Annotated in this window: 15 protein-coding genes and 1 riboswitch; of the genes, 7 read left to right on the forward strand and 8 right to left on the reverse strand. The window is 48.2% G+C overall.

Annotation, left to right across the window (positions count from 1 at the left end):
- Positions 1-49 precede the first annotated feature (49 nt).
- Both EI981_RS24555 and EI981_RS24560 read left to right on the forward strand, forming a co-directional pair.
- Positions 50-736: a response regulator transcription factor gene (locus EI981_RS24555; RefSeq protein ID WP_127002707.1), complete on the forward strand. Its 687-nt coding sequence runs from the start codon at positions 50-52 to the stop codon at positions 734-736.
- Entirely contained in the window at positions 733-2,289 is a 1,557-nt protein-coding gene (locus EI981_RS24560) for a sensor histidine kinase (RefSeq protein WP_127002709.1), read from the forward strand. Before EI981_RS24555 ends, EI981_RS24560 begins: the two co-directional genes overlap by 4 nt.
- 71 nt (positions 2,290-2,360) lie before the next feature.
- Here EI981_RS24560 and hflX read toward each other — a convergent pair whose 3' ends face one another.
- Entirely contained in the window at positions 2,361-3,644 is a 1,284-nt protein-coding gene (hflX, locus tag EI981_RS24565; protein WP_127002710.1) for a GTPase HflX, read from the reverse strand.
- A gap of 685 nt (positions 3,645-4,329) precedes the next feature.
- Here hflX and EI981_RS24570 point away from each other — a divergent pair.
- On the forward strand, positions 4,330-4,761 hold the full coding sequence (locus EI981_RS24570) for a DUF2500 domain-containing protein (RefSeq protein WP_127002712.1): 432 nt from the start codon (positions 4,330-4,332) through the stop codon (positions 4,759-4,761).
- Positions 4,762-4,941: 180 nt separating this feature from the next.
- Here the strand turns inward: EI981_RS24570 and EI981_RS24575 are convergent, their stop codons facing one another.
- Positions 4,942-5,700: an SDR family oxidoreductase gene (locus EI981_RS24575; RefSeq protein ID WP_127002714.1), complete on the reverse strand. Its 759-nt coding sequence runs from the start codon at positions 5,698-5,700 to the stop codon at positions 4,942-4,944.
- A 197-nt stretch (positions 5,701-5,897) separates the two neighbouring features.
- Positions 5,898-6,068: riboswitch (M-box (ykoK) riboswitch) on the forward strand.
- A gap of 359 nt (positions 6,069-6,427) precedes the next feature.
- Between EI981_RS24575 and mgtA the strand changes: the two genes are divergently transcribed.
- Positions 6,428-9,070, forward strand: a complete 2,643-nt coding sequence (gene mgtA / locus EI981_RS24580) for a magnesium-translocating P-type ATPase (RefSeq protein WP_127002716.1) — start codon at positions 6,428-6,430, stop codon at positions 9,068-9,070.
- Positions 9,071-9,146: 76 nt separating this feature from the next.
- Here the strand turns inward: mgtA and EI981_RS24585 are convergent, their stop codons facing one another.
- The 4 genes from EI981_RS24585 to EI981_RS24600 form a co-directional block, all read right to left on the reverse strand.
- Positions 9,147-11,384: an ATP-dependent helicase gene (locus tag EI981_RS24585; protein WP_127002718.1), complete on the reverse strand. Its 2,238-nt coding sequence runs from the start codon at positions 11,382-11,384 to the stop codon at positions 9,147-9,149.
- A 17-nt stretch (positions 11,385-11,401) separates the two neighbouring features.
- Positions 11,402-12,280: a putative RNA methyltransferase gene (locus EI981_RS24590; protein ID WP_162616262.1), complete on the reverse strand. Its 879-nt coding sequence runs from the start codon at positions 12,278-12,280 to the stop codon at positions 11,402-11,404.
- Positions 12,281-12,528: 248 nt separating this feature from the next.
- A complete protein-coding gene (locus EI981_RS24595; RefSeq protein ID WP_068778418.1) occupies positions 12,529-12,789 on the reverse strand; it encodes a metal-sensitive transcriptional regulator in 261 nt (86 codons plus the stop codon).
- 89 nt (positions 12,790-12,878) lie between these two features.
- Complete coding sequence (locus EI981_RS24600; RefSeq protein ID WP_127002722.1) at positions 12,879-13,295, reverse strand: rhodanese-like domain-containing protein; 417 nt, start codon at positions 13,293-13,295, stop codon at positions 12,879-12,881.
- Positions 13,296-13,564: 269 nt separating this feature from the next.
- Between EI981_RS24600 and EI981_RS24605 the strand changes: the two genes are divergently transcribed.
- Positions 13,565-14,563, forward strand: coding sequence for a ketoacyl-ACP synthase III (locus EI981_RS24605; RefSeq protein WP_127002724.1), 999 nt, complete (start codon positions 13,565-13,567; stop codon positions 14,561-14,563).
- Positions 14,564-14,678: 115 nt separating this feature from the next.
- Here EI981_RS24605 and EI981_RS29310 read toward each other — a convergent pair whose 3' ends face one another.
- Together EI981_RS29310 and EI981_RS24610 are read right to left on the reverse strand one after the other, a co-directional pair.
- Entirely contained in the window at positions 14,679-14,852 is a 174-nt protein-coding gene (locus EI981_RS29310; RefSeq protein WP_193556402.1) for a hypothetical protein, read from the reverse strand.
- Between the two features lie 80 nt (positions 14,853-14,932).
- The gene (locus EI981_RS24610; protein ID WP_127002726.1) at positions 14,933-15,487 is read right to left on the reverse strand and encodes a hypothetical protein; all 555 of its coding nucleotides are present in this window, start codon (positions 15,485-15,487) and stop codon (positions 14,933-14,935) included.
- A gap of 143 nt (positions 15,488-15,630) precedes the next feature.
- Here EI981_RS24610 and EI981_RS24615 point away from each other — a divergent pair, with 143 nt between their 5' ends.
- Both EI981_RS24615 and EI981_RS24620 read left to right on the forward strand, forming a co-directional pair.
- Positions 15,631-16,107 (forward strand): DsrE/DsrF/DrsH-like family protein, encoded by a 477-nt coding sequence (locus EI981_RS24615; RefSeq protein ID WP_127002728.1) that lies wholly within the window; start codon positions 15,631-15,633, stop codon positions 16,105-16,107.
- Between the two features lie 293 nt (positions 16,108-16,400).
- The gene (locus tag EI981_RS24620) at positions 16,401-17,915 is read left to right on the forward strand and encodes an aminotransferase class V-fold PLP-dependent enzyme (protein WP_127002730.1); all 1,515 of its coding nucleotides are present in this window, start codon (positions 16,401-16,403) and stop codon (positions 17,913-17,915) included.
- The last annotated feature ends 28 nt before the right edge of the window (positions 17,916-17,943 follow it).

Raw genomic sequence — 17,943 nt, forward strand, 5'->3', positions numbered from 1 at the left:
AGATAATAGATAATATATTATTAGTCTTGCTTGTTACAGGGGGAGCGACATGAGAAATCTTAAAGGCGTAAAAGTATTACTGGTCGATGACGAACCGCATATTATTCAATTTCTCGAGCTGGGGCTCAGCAATGAGGGCTTCGAGATTCGTACCGCCCATGATGGAATGACAGCCGTAAATCTGGCCAGTACCTTCCGCCCCCATATCGTCGTGCTTGACGTTATGATGCCGGGTATAGATGGGTGGGAAGTGTGCCGTTTACTGAAGAAAGAGCTCAGCAATGTGTCCATAATCATGTTGACCGCAAAGGATGAGGTCGAAGACCGCGTCAAAGGCTTGACGATCGGTGCCGACGATTATGTCGTGAAGCCGTTCAGTTTCGAGGAGCTGCTGGCCCGGATCGGTGCGCGGCTGCGCAATCAGTTCCCGGCACTGTTCGGAGAAGTGTCCTACGGCCCGTTCTGTATCGATGACCGTCGAAAGGAGATTAGCTATCAGGGTCAGGTGTTGGATCTGTCGCCCACTGAACATGAGCTGCTGAAGTATTTGCTCATCAATCACGGAATTGTACTGAGCAAGACGACGATTCTCGATCAGGTATGGGGGTACGATTTCGGTGGGGAAGAAAATATCGTAGAGGTCTATATCCGTTCTCTACGAGAGAAGCTGAATGACAAAGAGCATCGTCTAATCCGCACACTCCGCGGCGCCGGCTATCGCGTCGATCTACCATGAGGACAAGTGTACTTCGCCGATTAAGGACCGTGGTATCCCCCCGTTCCTTGCGTTCACAGCTCTTATCGCGTTCGCTATTTATTCTCGCCATACTACTGATTCTCATCGGCGGACTGCAGTATATTCTGATGATTAATTTTCTATATAAGAATCAGGTTGAATCCATGGGAGCGCAAATTCTTCAGTTTCCCAGAGAGATGCTCGAGCAAATGGAACTCTATCCCTATCATCCCGCAGGTCCTGCAAATCCGAACGACCAAGCGAATTCAACGAGCCCGATCAATCCGGTGAATCCGGGCGGCTCGGATTCTAACGCATCCTCCGGCAAAGGCAAGCGCGGACCGTTCCTGTTCCTTCCCGATACCTCGCTGGCAATCATTAAGGAGGACGGCGGATTCCTTAATCGCTCTAAACAATCAGGTTTACCGGCGCCGCAGTTATCCTCCGAGCAATATGAGTCAATTCGCGATAATCTCAAGGAGGAGCGGCCGGACCAATACAGGATCGTCAAGGACGATAACGGAAATGAACAACTGATCGTATTCCGTCCGCTCTCAGGACCCGGTGGTTGGAATGACATCGTCCAGTTGGGAGTATTAGCTGCACCGCTCAAGTCCGTAGCGCTACGGCAGTTATTTATTTTTATTTGCTTGGCGATACTGGCCCTGCTTGGCGGACTCATGCTCTATCTTCCTGTACTTAAGCGCACCTTGAAGCCGCTCGATCAGATGGTAAGAACCGTAGAGGAGATCAACGCAGGGAACCTCGACCACCGTTTCCCTGCCTCGCTCGGGCAGACGGAGATGGACCGCTTGGCCGCTTCCTTCAACGGCATGCTGGAGCGTCTCGAAAGCTCCTTCAAATCGGAGAGAGAAGCCAAGGAACAGATGAGGCGCTTTATCGCCGACGCCTCCCATGAGCTTAGAACTCCGCTGACTTCGATTCACGGCTTCCTAGAGGTGCTGCTCCGCGGCGCTGCTGAGCGACCCGATCAGCTATATCCAGCCCTGAACAGTATGCTGGGCGAATCGAAGCGAATGAAGAAGCTGGTTGAGGATCTGCTAATGCTGGCCAAGCTGGATCGAACCCCGGTTGTCCAACGGAGCGATGTGCTATTAGATGCGCTAATCTCTGAGATGGAGCCTCATCTGCGCATTCTTGCCGGAGAACGGACCGTTAGCTTCCATCTTGAACCGCAGCTTCACGCCATGTGTGACAGCGATAAGATCAAGCAGGTGGTTCTCAATCTGTTCCATAATGCCGTCCAGCATACAGACCCGGCTAGTGGCATGGTCCGTGTCATCCTATCCAGTCAGAACAAACACGCAGTCATCGCTGTCGAGGACAACGGAGCGGGTATCGCTGGTGAACATCTGCCCCATATCTTCGAGCGTTTCTATCGCAGTGACACTTCCCGCGCACGCAAGCATGGCGGATTCGGACTGGGGCTATCGATTACGCAATCGATCCTATCCGCTCATGGCGGAGAGATCCGCGTAAAAAGTCGGTACGGCCAAGGCTCAACCTTTGAGGTCTCCCTCCCCTCCCTGTAAGAGATAAAGGCCGGGAACGTTAAGCATCATAATTGTATGCTTAACGTTCCCGGCCTTATAATTAGCGGCTGTTACTCCGCTCCTCCAATGACGAACTGCTTATACTTGCCGTAATCGCTCAACCGGCATTCCATGTTCAGCTTCGTTCCTTCTTCTTCATAGGAGGTCTCTATAATATTGGCATGCTCGTTCAAGTACGATACGACCGTGCCTTGATCATATGGGATCAGCATATAGCAGCGGATATAATCCTTGAAGATCTGCCGCCGAATTTGCTCTACCAGCTCGGAGATCCCGATTCTGCTCTTGGCCGCCATATATACCTTATCCCCTTGTATCTCAGGGATGCTATGCTCCGTCAAGTCCGATTTGTTATAAGCATAGATCGTTGGAATATCTGTTACTCCGATCTCCTTCAACGTATCGTTCGTAATCTGGATCAGTCGTTCAAATTCCGGATTAGCATAATCCACAACATGAATGAGCAGATCCGCTTCAGCTACTTCTTCCAACGTAGAACGGAACGCCTTCACCAAATGATGGGGCAGCTTGCTGACGAAGCCGACTGTATCCGTGAGTAAGAACGACTTGTTATCCTGCAATGGAATGCTGCGCACCGAAGTCTCCAGCGTAGCAAACAGCATATCCTTCTCAAATACCTGCTTCTCTTGCGACGACGGATTGTAGGTATCCAGCATGGCATTCATAATTGTTGATTTGCCTGCATTCGTATATCCAACGAGCGAGACGACCGGAATATCATTCTTCTTGCGCTGCTTGCGCTGAATCTGACGATGGGCAACCAATGCTTCCAGTTCCTTGCTCAACATCGTAATTTTCTCTTCAATTCGTCTGCGGTCCAGCTCCAGCTTCGTCTCCCCAACACCGCGGTTCTTTGTACCAACCCCGCCGCCCTGACGTCCCAGCGATTCGCGCAGGCCAACCAGGCGCGGCAGCATATATTTCAATTGCGCCACCTCAACCTGAAGCTGAGCCTCTCTCGTCTTGGCCCTCCTTGCAAAGATATCAAGGATGAGTATGGTCCGATCAATGACTTTACATTTCAATTCGGATTCAAGATTGCGAATTTGCGACGGAGACAGTTCATCATTAAAAATAACGAGATTGCCTTCATTCCCCTCAAGCAGGGCGGTAACTTCCTGAATCTTCCCCGTCCCGATATAATGGGATGGATTCACCTTAGGCAGATTTTGCGATAGTGTCCCTACAACCTCTACCTCACAGGCGTCCGCCAAATTCGCCAACTCCTCCATCGAATAGGCGAAGTCTTCCTGATCATTCAGATTGACACCCACCAAAATTGCCTTCTGTTCCAATTGCACCAATTGTTCCATATATCGTATTCCTCCTTTTTTCAGATAAAAAGTGTTAGTTCAAAAAGGCCAGTTTTCAGCACCGAGAAGGCTGAATTCAAGATTCGATGCCAAATTACTTCTTAATTCACTTCGTGTTAGATATATAGAATTTATAAGTTATCAGCTAGGCTGATGAAATTCTATATCGCAAGAAAACCTACCTTTGGATCGCGGTCGCCCATCCTTGAATGACTTCGATCGCTTTTCTTATCAAAAGCGGACTTTTTAAACAACCTCTAAAAATAAAAAAACACAGTCCTCTGGCTGTGCTATGGTACAAACGGTGCAGCAAACAAGAAGACACCTGCAGACATACTCCTGCAAGTGAATCTCAAAGCGGCATATTCTATTATAAAGGTTCCCTTTATGATAGCACACCTATCCCGTTCGCCCTGCACAGAACAGAGCCTTTGAGCAGTATTCAATTAGCCGCGCAAAGTAGTAAGACGGAATTTAATGTACAACACTAGGAACCCTCCGTTCATGTAAATTATATACATATTACCATACTTTAAACCTCTATACAACGACACCCGCCGGTAAAGACGATTATAACCAAGTGCATGGAATGTAAATAATTTACTGTAATTGGGTTTTTATTTTAAGTATCCTATATACAGTTCAAAGCATTGAAAGGCATTACAAGAGATTGGAGGAACCCGATATGGTATCTGGTTTCGATGGCTTTGGCCCCTCGCCATTTGGCGGAATGGGCGGTTTCATGTTTAGCGCTGTTCCGGTCTTTATCGGGATCATCTTTGTCGCCGTCATCATTATGCTTATTGTCAACGGAGCAAAGTATGTGAAGAACGCCACCTCAACCCGAGAGTCCACCTTTGTCAGAATCGTATCCAAACGAATGGACGTACGACACCACTCAAATATGAACGATCATAATAACTTCTCCTCTTCTCACACTTACTATTACATTACTCTGGAGTTTGAGAATGGGGAGCGTAAAGAGTATCTGGACGTAAAAAATCTATACGGCCTCGTCGCCGAAGGAGATGAAGGCTACGCCGCTATTCAAGGCGATTGGATCGTAGCCTTCGAGCGGAGTATTCCGCATCAGGATGAGCGTTCCACTCGTTACTGATCATAGCTATACAATAGCTGCTTGTGCTTAGTATAAGCACTTTTGTCTCTTGGTTACTTGGAAAAGCGATTGGAATACTTTTTTAGATTAAATAAAAAAGCCGAGAGAATGACAATCCATCTATGACTCATTCTCTCGGCTTAGCTTACTTTATTCGATTTCTTCCATTAGGGCTTTACCTTAATACGCCGTCCAGCCGCCATCGGCTGTTATCACTTCACCATTGACGAAGCTGGAATCGTCCGAAGCTAGGAAGAGCGCCACCTTGGCGATTTCTTCCGGCTCTCCGGTTCTTGGATTCGAACTGGCCCCGGCTGTCGCTCTTGCCATTCCGAATTCATCAGGCTGATTCATCGTAGTGCCGATATTCGTATTTACGCCGCCTGGAGCAATGGCATTACAACGAATCCCTTTGAGGGCATATTGGAACCCAACGTTCTTCGTCAACCCCACCACTGCGTGCTTCGCAGCCGTATAAGCGGCCCCCGCACGCGAGCCCATCAGTCCGCCGATCGAGGCAACATTAATGATAACCCCATTCCCCTTCTCAAGGAAAATCGGCAAAGCCTTTCTGATCGCACGCATCGGGCCCGTTGCATTTACAGCAAACACTTTATTCCACAGCTCATCCGTCAGATCGGCAGCGGGGACGAAGTTATCCATAATGCCGGCATTGTTGACCAGAATGTCTAAAGTACCGTAGGTACTCACTGCCGTATCAATCAAATTCTGAATATCCACTTCCTGGGCCACATTGGCCACGACCGCAATCGCTTCGCCGCCGCTTGCTTGGATGTCATCAACTGTTACATTCGCCGCCTCCAGATTCAAATCCGACACAATAACCTTCGCGCCTTCCGCTGCATACAGCTTGGCAATCGCCTTGCCCATCCCTGATGCTGCGCCTGTAACTACCGCTACTTTGCCTTGAAGTTTCATTGATGATGCCTCCTTCTAAAATTTATTTATTACATTTTTTAATTATACTATTTATCACTTTTTATATTATATAAATATCGCAATTTTATACTTGGCTGATTGCTAGAAAAGTGACAGAACGAAGAATTATCCCCTTTTAAAGAATAAATCCGCCAAATTCCGTTGACATTCACGAGTCCCCCTTCTATGATGTAAGGGCAAGACCTCGTTAGGTGAGGCTCCTATACAAAAACATGCCACTGCCCAGAAATATCGAAAGATGCCTATGGGTTGAACAGGAATTGCCGGACTAAGGCTTTTCATAACGTGGCTAAGACGAATCGTCGTCTTTACGTTGTATAGTGCCAAAACTCGGTTAGGGGCTAAGCTAGTTTAAGCTTTATATTGGAATGATGTATGATTTCCATGGCCTCCTAATTGGGAGGCCTTTTATTTTGCAGATTTGAAGGGAGTGACAATCCACATGGAAGACAGTAGTCAGTTATGTAGCCAACCACCAGACCCCGCAATGCTCTTTAAGAGCGAATTCAACCATCAAATGATTACAGCGGAGAGAAACTGCGCTCAGCTCCAAGGATTGTCCCAGAGGACCTATGCCTATCATGCACAATTGATCAGGTGTATTTGAATCTGCCTATAATCTTCGGAATACGAGTTAGCTGTTATGAACTCTCCAAATTGGAGAGTTTTTTTGATGTCCTCCGCTGCAAAAATGGAGGCGAAGACCATGTTTAAGAAGAAGACCACGGAGCCTATCCGTACAGAACAAATGAACGAACGTCTGATTCAGGCTTCAATCTGGCATATGGATGACGTTATGGAAATGCTCGGAGCCTTGCCTGGAGGTATCAGTGAGGAAGAAGCCCGACTGAGATTAGAACAGCACGGTAGCAACGAAATCGCCCAGGACCGAAGAACTGCTTGGTATGTCCAGCTCCTAGGCTGCTTCAAAAATCCATTCATCCTTATTTTATTGGGACTATGCCTGTTCTCAGTAATAACGAAGGATTTCGATGCGGCTATCATTATCAGCACCATGGTAACGATCAGCGTGGCTATCTCCTTCACCCAGGAATACCGCTCGCAGAAAACCGCCGAGAGTCTCAAAAGTCTCGTAAAGACGAAGACTTCTGTGATCCGGCAATCGCCAGCCCGCGAGATTGCGGTGGAGCAAATCGTTCCCGGTGACCTTGTTCATCTCTCTGCCGGAGATCTGGTTCCCGCAGACATCCGCCTGATCGCTTCCAAGGATCTGTTCATAAGTGAATCGGCTCTAACTGGGGAAGCCCTGCCTGTCGAGAAGGAAGATGTACAGTTAACCACAGGTCCTAAGCCGAAGCAGCAGGAAAGACAGTCTAAGAAGCTTAACCCGCTTGAACTAAGCAATCTCTGCTATATGGGAACCAATGTCATCAGCGGCTCGGCAACCGGAGTCGTTATCGCTACCGGGGGCAACACCTGCTTCGGGGCGATGGCCAAGACACTGAGCGGAGCAAGGCCGATGACCAACTTCGATAAAGGCGTGAACAAGGTCAGCTTCCTACTCATCCGCTTCATGCTGATCATGGTCCCCATCATCTTCTTTATCACTGGATTTACCAAGGGAGACTGGATGGACGCACTTCTGTTCGGGATGTCCGTTGCAGTCGGATTAACCCCAGAAATGCTGCCAGTCATCGTTACCTCCAATCTCGTCAAGGGAGCCAGCACGATGGCCCGCAACAAAGTGGTCGTGAAGCAGTTAAATTCCATTCAAAATTTCGGGGCAATGGACATTCTCTGTACTGACAAGACGGGCACGTTAACACAGGACAAAATCGTCCTCAAGAAACATCTTGACATCCATGGCCATGACAATGATGAAGTACTGAAGCATGCCTATCTGAACAGCTATTATCAGACAGGACTTAAAAATCTACTCGACATCGCCGTACTGGAGCATGCAGAGTTGCAAAAGGGACTAAATGCCGAGCAAGCTTATCAAAAGATCGATGAGATCCCCTTCGACTTCCATCGCCGCCGCATGTCCGTTGTGCTGAAGCAGCGGGGCGGCCAGCATTTGTTAATCTGTAAAGGAGCGATGGAAGAAATCATCAGCATCTCCACCCATGCTCTTGATGACGGAAGAACAGTGCCGCTTACGGAGGAAATGCGTACCCGCATTCAAGGAATCGTCCGTGATCTGAATACCGACGGTTACCGGGTCGTAGCTGTCGCCATTAAAGAACGGCAGCAGTATTCTGAACAGTATACCGTACAGGATGAGCAAAATCTGGTCCTGATCGGCTACATCTGCTTCCTCGATCCGGCCAAGGACAGCGCTGCACCGGCGATTGAAGCACTACGGAGCAGCGGAGTTACCGTCAAAGTGCTGACCGGAGACAACGAGGCCGTTACCCGCAAGGTGTGCAGTGATATCGGACTGAGCACGGACAGTATCCTACTCGGACAGGACATTGACGATCTGTCCGATGAGAAGCTGGCCGAGCTCGCTGAACAGACGACGATATTCGCCAAGCTCAATCCACTGCAGAAATCAAGGATCGTCCGCGCGCTGCAGAGCAAAGGACATACCGTAGGCTTCATGGGCGATGGCATCAATGATGCTGCATCGCTCCGCCAGGCCGATGTAGGCATTTCAGTAGACACCGCCGTTGATATCGCCAAGGAATCGGCGGATATTATTTTGCTGAAGAAGGATCTGATGGTGCTTGAGGACGGCGTAATTGAAGGACGCAAGACCTTCGGAAACATCATCAAATATATTAAAATGACAGCCAGCTCCAATTTCGGCAACGTATTCAGCGTACTCGGCGCGAGCGCCTTCCTGCCTTTCTTGCCGATGCTGCCCCTACAGCTCTTGATCCAGAATCTGTTCTACAGCATCTCGCAATTGTCGATCCCATGGGACAACGTAGACGATGAATTCCTGGCCAAACCGCGTAAATGGGACGCCAGCTCCATAGGTCGGTTCATGATCTTCATAGGTCCGATCAGCTCAATCTTCGACTATATTACTTTCTTCGTCATGTTCTATGTGTTCAAGGCCAATACACCGGCCAGCCAATCCTTGTTCCAATCCGGCTGGTTCGTCGTCGGCTTACTGTCGCAGACGCTGATCGTCCATATGATTCGTACGCACAAAATACCGTTCATTCAGAGTCGTGCCAGCAGACCCGTGCTGTTGTTAACCGGAGCGACCATGCTCGCCGGTATTTATCTGCCATTCAGCCCATTTGGAGGCAGCCTTGGACTACAGGCCCTGCCGCTTGCCTATTTTGGCTGGCTTGCCGCCATCCTGCTCGGATATTGCCTGCTCACCCAGATCATCAAGGGCTGGTATATCCGCCGCTTCGGCGAATGGCTCTAGAGGATGGAAAAAAAAGAACCTTCAATCTACCTCCCAGAAGTAGGGGAAGTATTTGAAGGTTCTTTGTTTTTTTCCTCTATATGTCCTCAACTGCCCGCTCAAGCAATCCCATTTCGAGACATGCCTTAACGGATAGCACCTTATCCCCCGCTTCAAACTGGATCTCAAGCCTATCCTCATAGACTTTCGTGATAACGCCCTCGTCAAAGCGGGAATGCTTGACTCTCTTGCCAACAACGAAGTCATTCACACTTCGGATCGCGTTCGGACGGTAGACGATCTCCGGCTTCTTCAGCTTCACTGTAGATTTCTCCCCCCGCACGATCTGAGGAGCTGCCGGATTCACAATCCTCCGGATGTCATTCACAAAGCGGGATTCCACAGCCTTCTTGCCCTCCCGTTCCTGATAGGTTACCAAATTCAGCGTGCGCTTCGCCCGCGTCATACCTACATAGAACAGACGGGTCGCTTCCTCCATCTGGGCAAGATTCTCAGACTGATCCTTCAAATCCTCGTAAGAAGGCAAAATTCCATCGACCAGATCGATCATGTAGACACGATCGAACTCCAAGCCTTTGGCACTGTGCAGCGTAGACAAGGTCACGACATTCTGCCCTCTCCGCCGCTTCGCTGTCTTCTGAAGCGACTCTAAATATTTGAGCCGGGCTGCGAACTCTTCCATAGTCGTCTGAGGAGCCGCTATTTGCTCTAGTGTATTTAAAATACCGATCAGCGTATCTTGGCGGAAGCCGAGGCGTTCGCACATCTTTTCCAGTGCCTTCTCATATCCGAGACGGCCGCGAATCACTTGGATCACAGCCTTCGGCGGCATTCCGCGCATCTGCTGGAACGTCTCCTTGCTCTCCTGCAGCAGCTTCACTTGATATTCCTGAAGTGGCACATGGTCCAGCAGATTGTCGAAGACCGATTCCTGATTGTGGATCAGCTTGACCTCCTGCATCTGCTTTTTGCTAATATAGCCATTGAATTTCATATGGATCTTCTCAAAGACATCGACCCGCTTATCGGTGAACGTAAGCCTCATGAAGTTCAGTACATCCTCCACGACCCAATGGGAGAAGAAGCGCAGATCGGAATCCTTTAGATAGAAAGGAATTCCGGCCAGATCGAGTGCATTCATCAATCCGACGGAGGACGAATTGTTGCGGTACAGAATCGCAATCTCCGCCAGATTGTCCTGCCCTGCGATCTCCCGTACTAGATAGTCGCCTTGGGAAGTATCATCAGCCAGACAGGTGAAGCGGATCGGCTCATGCGGAGGATTGTGGGTGAACATCTTCTTGTTATACCGATGCTTGTTGCGTTTAATGAAGCGGTTAGCAGCATGTACAACATCCCTGGAAGAGCGATAATTCTGCTCCATATACAAGATCTGCGCCTTGGGAAATACTTGTTTGAAATCCAGCAAATAAGACGGCTCAGCCCCTCGCCAGCTATAAATCGACTGATCATCGTCAGCAACGACACACAGATTGTGATGGCGCTGCACCAGCTTCTCGATAATAGCGTGCTGTACAAGCGAGGTATCCTGGCTCTCATCGGTCAGCACATAATCATATCTCATCTGATACTTTCGCAGCAGTGAGGCATCTTCATTCAAGGCCCTATTTGCGAGCGTCAGCATATCATCAAAGTCAAGCAGCAGCCTTGTTCTATCCCTTTGCTTGAACTCTTCATATGCACGAAAAATCTGCTCTGCCTTAGGAACATCCACTTTAATCTCCGACCAATGCTCGGCAGGCAGCATCTTATTTTTAATATAGCTAATATAGGTCGTTAACTCGTCCATCTGATCGTCGGTGATGTTATCCGAGTGAATAGACTGATAGATTTGCCGCAAAATAATTCTCTTGTGCAGTGGCAGATGCTCTGCCTCGGCCCCCTCTTCCTCCTCCGGATCGATATGCCCTTCAATGATCTGAAAGTCGATTCGGCACTTCCGCAAATATTCTCTGACCACTTCAAAGGCAAAGCTGTGAATCGTAGAAAATTGTACGGGAGCAAGTTCCGGGAAAAAGGCGCTGAACCGTGACTTCATATCCTGTGCAGCAGCCCTGCTGAACGTTACCGCCTTAATTCGTGCGGGGTGTACCCCTTTCTCCGCAATCAAATAGCCGATGCGCATAATCATCGTCGTTGTCTTGCCTGATCCAGGCGAGGCCAGCAGCAGCAGCGGTCCTTCCGTAAGAAGAACCGCCTCCCGCTGGACCTCATTCAATTGAATACTAAGCTCAGCCTGTTTACGAACTATAAATTGGGTAGGTCTTTCTTGATTTATTGAGCGATTATACATAAAGCACCTTTACTATTTTATCTTTTGCTGCCGATCATAACGGTAAGATCGACTGTAATCTCTGTTGGAGGATGAGCTGCGAAATGGTTCAGCTTGCTGTCCTCAGCCCGCCATGCCAAAGGGGTCATAGCAAGCAAAGGCTGCACCTGCCCCGGCTCCAGGGGATAAGTATATCTCACCCGCTGGACCTCGATATGTTCAAAATGCTTCTTGAACAGCTGCATTGTCCTGTCATTGCTGAAGCTTCGCTGGCGCCCTTCCCAGAGTGCATCGCGCAGCTCACACAAATAATAGCGATTAGGAATTACCTTAATTACGATACCGCCTTCGCACAGCAATCTATGAAAGGCATCATAATTCGCAGGAGACAGGATGTTGAGAATGACGTTGAACTGTTGGCTTGCCAGTGGTGGATTAGCCAAATCACCAACGCACCATAGAAGCTCCTTATAGCTCTTTGCCGCGGAGGCAACGCCCTCTTTAGCCAGGTCGATCCCGATCCCCAGCGTCGGCAGCGCCGCATTTTGACGGACCAACGAATGGATCCGCTCTAAATGCGAACCTTCGCCGCAGCCTGCATCCAGAATTTTAATCGTGTCATGCTCCACCCCAGGTTCTAGCCTCTTCACAATCCTGGTTGCAATCGCTTCAGCCAGAGGTTCGAATAAACCGACCTGGCTGAGCATCCGTCTGGCTGCAAACATGGATTTATCGTACTTAGTCCCCGCAGCCTGCAAGCACAAATGAATGTATCCGTGCTTTGATAGATCGAAACGATGTCCATGGGGACATACTAGACTTCTTTCATTGACGGACAGTTCAAAGTGACAAACCGGACAATTAAAAATATGAGTATGCTGTGAAAGTAAATCCACGGCATGATTATTTTTGGACACAAAAAAACACCCCATTCATTCGTTTTTGCTGAATGAAAAAGGTACAGTCAAATAAACCTAGTCAACTTCCCATTTTTGAGAATATAACCAAGTTTAAAGTCTGTACCTCTCATTAGCGATAACGAATGAATTGGATGATCATCCTGCAGCTCTCCTTATCATTAACAATGAACATTCATTATTATAGCATATCTCCTATGAATCAGATAAGCACGATGCCAAAGATGCACTTCGTGGTTCACGAGCCGTTAACGGCTCTTAACCAGCAATTCCACGGCCTGGTGAACCACCTTACTGCTATCCCTGCCAGCTTCTTTCTCAGCAAGGATGCAATGCTCCAAATTGGAGGCTACCACATAGGCCATCGCTTTATCGATCGCACTGCGGATCGCGGATAACTGACAGACGACATTCTGGCAGTCCTGCCCTTCCTCCATCATTTTAAGTACGCCACGTACCTGGCCTTCCGCCCGCTTCAGTCTTTTCTTAATATCTTCATCGTACTGCATAACATTATCTCCTCTGCGAAACATGTTATTTCTATTATTTCCGATCTTCTGCATAAAAACAATGTACCGATGAGTGCCAACGGATCAAATCATACGCATGGACTATTGCATTTACACTTGCGGGAGATCAGCTCCTGGAAGCAAGGGATCGACATGCAGTCATCGCTGACTAGCGTCAGATGACTATATCCGCATTGTCTCATAATTCTCGCGGCCTTTTTGCCCTGAGCCTTCGTAGCCGAAATAATAATAATATCATCATCAAAATATAATTCATTCTTTCGCACATACCGTAACCTGCCTACCGAAATGTTAAGCGCTCCCGGAACATGTGCCTCATAATAATCCACCTGATCCCGGACATCGAGCAGCTTGAAGCTTTGCGGCTCTACCTTTAACAACTTGCAGAACTGGTCTTCGTTAATATATCTAAGTCCCCGGACCGGTCTGCTTCGCCAAGCGATAACTGCAATAATCATGCATACGATAAAATAGTAGATCGCCAAGATAACGGCCTCCCATTTGGTTTAGTCAATATTCCCTGACCAGGCGGACATGCCGCCGACCATACTAATAACTTGATAAGCGAGTAATACAATTGTATACCCGCAGGGGTATACTAATAAGTTATAATGTTTTGCTCTCTGCGTCAACCAGGAATATCGCTGTAAACCTAAGTTAGATGAATCTAGATGAATGAAAAACAAAGCTTCTGCATATTTTAGTACCAGATACTAATACTTGGTGTTATAATAAATAAAAAAGAGGTGATTTCATGAAAGCTCAGTTCTCTCAATCACGTATAACGGCTATTGGTACTCATGTTCCCGAACAGCGGCTGACGAATGATGACTTATCTAAGCTAGTCGACACAAATGATGAATGGATCGTACAAAGAACCGGCATGAAGGAACGTCGGATCGCCGCGGACCACGAATTCACCTCGGATCTGTGCATTAAGGCGGTGCAGAATCTGGCAGAGCGTTATAACAAAAGTCTGGACGATGTCGACATGGTTATTGTGGCAACGACAACCCCAGATTACCCATTTCCGAGTGTAGCCTGTAAGATTCAGGATTATTTCGGGATAAGTCGCACCGGTGCATTCGACTTGAATGCGACCTGCGCTGGATTCGTATATGGTCTGCATCTGGCCAACGGATTAATTACGTCCGGCCTACACAAAAAAATTCTTGTCGTCGCCGGTGAGACGCTATCCAAGGTAACCGACTATACCGATCGCTCCACCTGCATTCTGTTTGGGGACGGGGCCGGTGCGGTACTCGTTGAATACGATGACTCCCATCCTGGATTCATCACCTCTGTTCAAGGCACGAACGGCGAAGGCGGTATCCATGTATATCGCTCAGGTTTGTCTCATACATTCAAAGGAACAGAGCTCGCCGGGGATGGAAAGATGGTACAGAACGGGCGGGAAGTATATAAATGGGCAGTACAAACCGTATCTGCAGGCGTTAAGCAGCTTCTAGAGCAAGCCAATATGAATGTGGATGACATTGACTGGTTCGTTCCGCATAGCGCGAATCTGCGTATGATCGATTCTATCTGCGAGAAATCCGGCATTCCGCTGGAGCGGACATTGTACAGCATGGAGTACTACGGCAACACCTCCGCCGCTTCCATTCCGTTGGCGCTCGACCTCGGGGTACAAGAAGGACGTCTAAATTACGGGGATACGATGTTACTTTATGGCTTCGGGGGCGGACTTACTCATAGTGGCCAGATTATCAAATGGGGCGTTCCCCAAGTATAATAATAACGACAAAAAACCGGTGAGTTGGGCTACACAATTTCACCGGTTTAATTATTCATCTCGTTATTTATCTGCACATGGTTCACCTTTCTGTGTTAGCGTGGATGATCGTGAACTACGAAATAGCTGCATTCTTCAAAGCATGTTCCCAGCTTGGAAAATAGTACAATGCGCTTCTCATCAACTCAGGGTTCTGCTGATTCACCTGCTTCTTGCTGATAGGCTCTCCATTACTCTGCAGCTGCTTGATGCGGTTAATGACCTCATCGGCGCCCATTGAAATATCCATCCTAATCCTCCTTTCCAAGAAGCCGTTTCCTCTATTTTCCACAATAATAAGAGGAAATATTCAACTTGGTAAGGATTTGTCTATGATCTGCGTCTGTTTATCCATAGATAATACCCGGAAATTCCCAGAATAACTACAGCAAAGAAAGAGCCCCACAAGACATAAGATCTATTCGTATGAAACAGCGAACCTGCCACCGAACCCCTATCTTCATGGTCTACAAGCTTCAATTCTCTGGCATCGAGAAAAGTGGATTCCTCACTGGTAATATTGACCGCCATCTTGGATGGTGAACATAGCGGATTCTCCCAGCCCGTTCCCTCTTTGTAACTAAGAAAGAATAGATATTCTCCATGAAGAATGCTTGGTCCTGATATAGCTCCCCAAGTTTTATCCTCGAAGATTATCAACTTCTCTTCTGTAATCCCCTTGAAACTTCTTGTGATCGTCAGCCCGATCTGATTGTTCTCTCGTCTCTCCCGGATACTCTCCACTCGTCCGATGATTACGCCGTCGTACTTCCGATACGCTTCGGGAATGCTGGATAATTCGGCGCATGATAAGGCCGATGTCTGCCGCGTATATAAAGGATTCAGAAGCAGCAGTATGAACAGAATTAACCCTATCCTCTTCATCGTGGCCCTCCTTTTATGTTAATGACGTGGTGAATCTGCGGAAAGGTTGCAGAGCCCGTGAGTCTAACAATATGTGAACAGAGCATAGAACCCTCTTCATAGTCTCATAATATGAACATTCCAATTGAAGAAGGTGCATCTTAATGAGCAAGAAGATGAGTCTGCTCATGTTCAGCGGAGAGTATGATAAAGCGATGGCCGGGCTGATTCTAGCCAACTCGGCGCATGATATGGATATCGAAGTGACAATGTTCTTCAGCTTTTGGGGGCTGTTCCTTATCAGAGATCCCGATAAGATGACCCTAGAGGATAAATCGCTCTACGAAAAAATTATGAGTCTGGCGACGCCTAAAGGTCCTGAACAGCTGCCATTATCGAAAATGAATTTCAGCGGACTGGGTAAATGGATGCTTGAAGAAATGATAGAGGATCAAGAGGCCCCGAAGCTAATTCATTTCTTAAAGGGAGCGCGCAAGAAAGACATTAAATTCTCTGCCTGCAAGCTATCCGTTGAAATTATGGGCCTGAAACCCGAAGAGTTCCTTCCCGGCGTAGACATCGTCGACGCCCAGAGCTACTTAAGGGATGCCCTGGAATCTGACATTCAGCTATTCATCTAGAGTCCGCTTTTGATCACGAAGTAAATCAAGAAGTAACTCGGCATCGAATCTTGAATTCAGCCGGGTCTTCCGGTGCTCACGTACAAACTACGTACGCTCTGCTCCTCAGACCCTAGCTTCATCCAACCTTCTCGGTGCTGAAAACCGGACTTTCCAAACAAAACGATATTCCCACGACCGGGGAGTATCGCTTTTTTCTTGGAAATACAAAAAATCTAGTCTGGGCATTCGCCTTCACCGCTGTTCCCGGCATATACTGAGTCATCAATGAAAATGAGCGAGGAACGAATGCTATGTTGAAAAATGCAACGCGTGCAGTTGATGCGACGAACGTCAAAAATCCGGAGGTCCTTGAAGCGCATTTTCTCCCTTTCCGGCGCAAGACAGTCGGAATCCAGCAGACCTATTCCACTCCCTATGGTAAGCAAAAGATGATCTATGCCGATTGGACAGCAAGCGGACGGCTGTACGAACCGATTGAAGCGGCAATTGCCAAACAGTTCGGTCCTTATATGGCTAATACACATAGCGAGTCTAGTCTGACCGGCCAGACGATATCCCAAGCCTATAGAATGGCTCGTCAAATGATCAAACAGCATGTGAACGCCCGCCCTGACGACATCTTGATGCTGACTGGATCAGGAATGACCTCGGGCATTAACAAACTGCAACGCCTGCTTGGTCTGAAGGTGCCTGAGTGGCAGGCTGCTTCGTTTGGACTGACTGCGGTAGATCGTCCGATCATCTTCGTCAGCCATATGGAGCATCATTCCAACCATATCTCTTGGGCGGAGACGATTGGAGACGTCGTCGTGCTTGAGCCTGGGGAAGACGGAGAAGTAAGTCCCACCCAACTGGAGCGATCGCTCAGCCTTTACCGACATCGCCATTTTAAGATTGGCGCATTCACTGCCTGCTCCAATGTAACCGGAAGAATGACGCCGTATCATCAGTTAGCTAAAGTGATGCATCTACATGGTGGAATATGTATTGTCGATTTTGCCGCATCCGCTCCTTATGTATCGATTGATATGCATCCCGAGCATCCGCTAGAGCAACTGGACGGCATCCTCTTCTCCCCCCATAAATTCCTCGGCGGTCCTGGCACCTGTGGTGTATTGATTGTGCACAATTCTCTATGTACCCAGCGAATTCCTGATCATGTCGGTGGTGGTACCGTCGATTGGGTGAATCCTTGGGGTACGAAGCATTATGTCCATGATGTAGAGAGACGGGAGGATGGCGGCACCCCTCCAATCATCCAGGCCATCAAGACCGCACTATGTATGAAGCTAAAAGATCAAATGAGACCGGAGCTGATTCTAGTGCGCGAACATCAAATGACGGCCCGCCTGCTCCAAGGGATGAGGCGGATTCCCGGGGTCTCCGTATTGGATTCGGAGTCCGAAGATCGACTAGGTATCGTCTCGTGGATACTCCCAGGATACCATTACAATCTTGTCGTGAAGCTACTGAGCGATCGCTTCGGTATTCAGGCACGCGGCGGCTGTTCCTGTGCTGGTCCATATGGACATTACTTACTTGGAATTACCGCTGAGCTCTCTCATCTAATTGAGCAGAGTGTTATTAGCGGGGCTTACTCCTTCAAGCCCGGCTGGATACGTACATCACTGCATCCGATCATGACAATACAGGAGGTAGACGATATTATTCACGCCGTAACAGAAATAGCCCGTCATATCGAGACCTGGCGGCATGATTATATTTATAATCCACTCACCAATGATTGGTCTCATATACTCGGGCAATTTGTACCGGACGTCGCAGCAATGTTCGAACTTATTTGATCCACTTTTGATCACGAAGTGAATCAGG

The organism is Paenibacillus lutimineralis (genome assembly GCF_003991425.1).
Lineage (GTDB): Bacteria > Bacillota > Bacilli > Paenibacillales > Paenibacillaceae > Fontibacillus > Fontibacillus lutimineralis.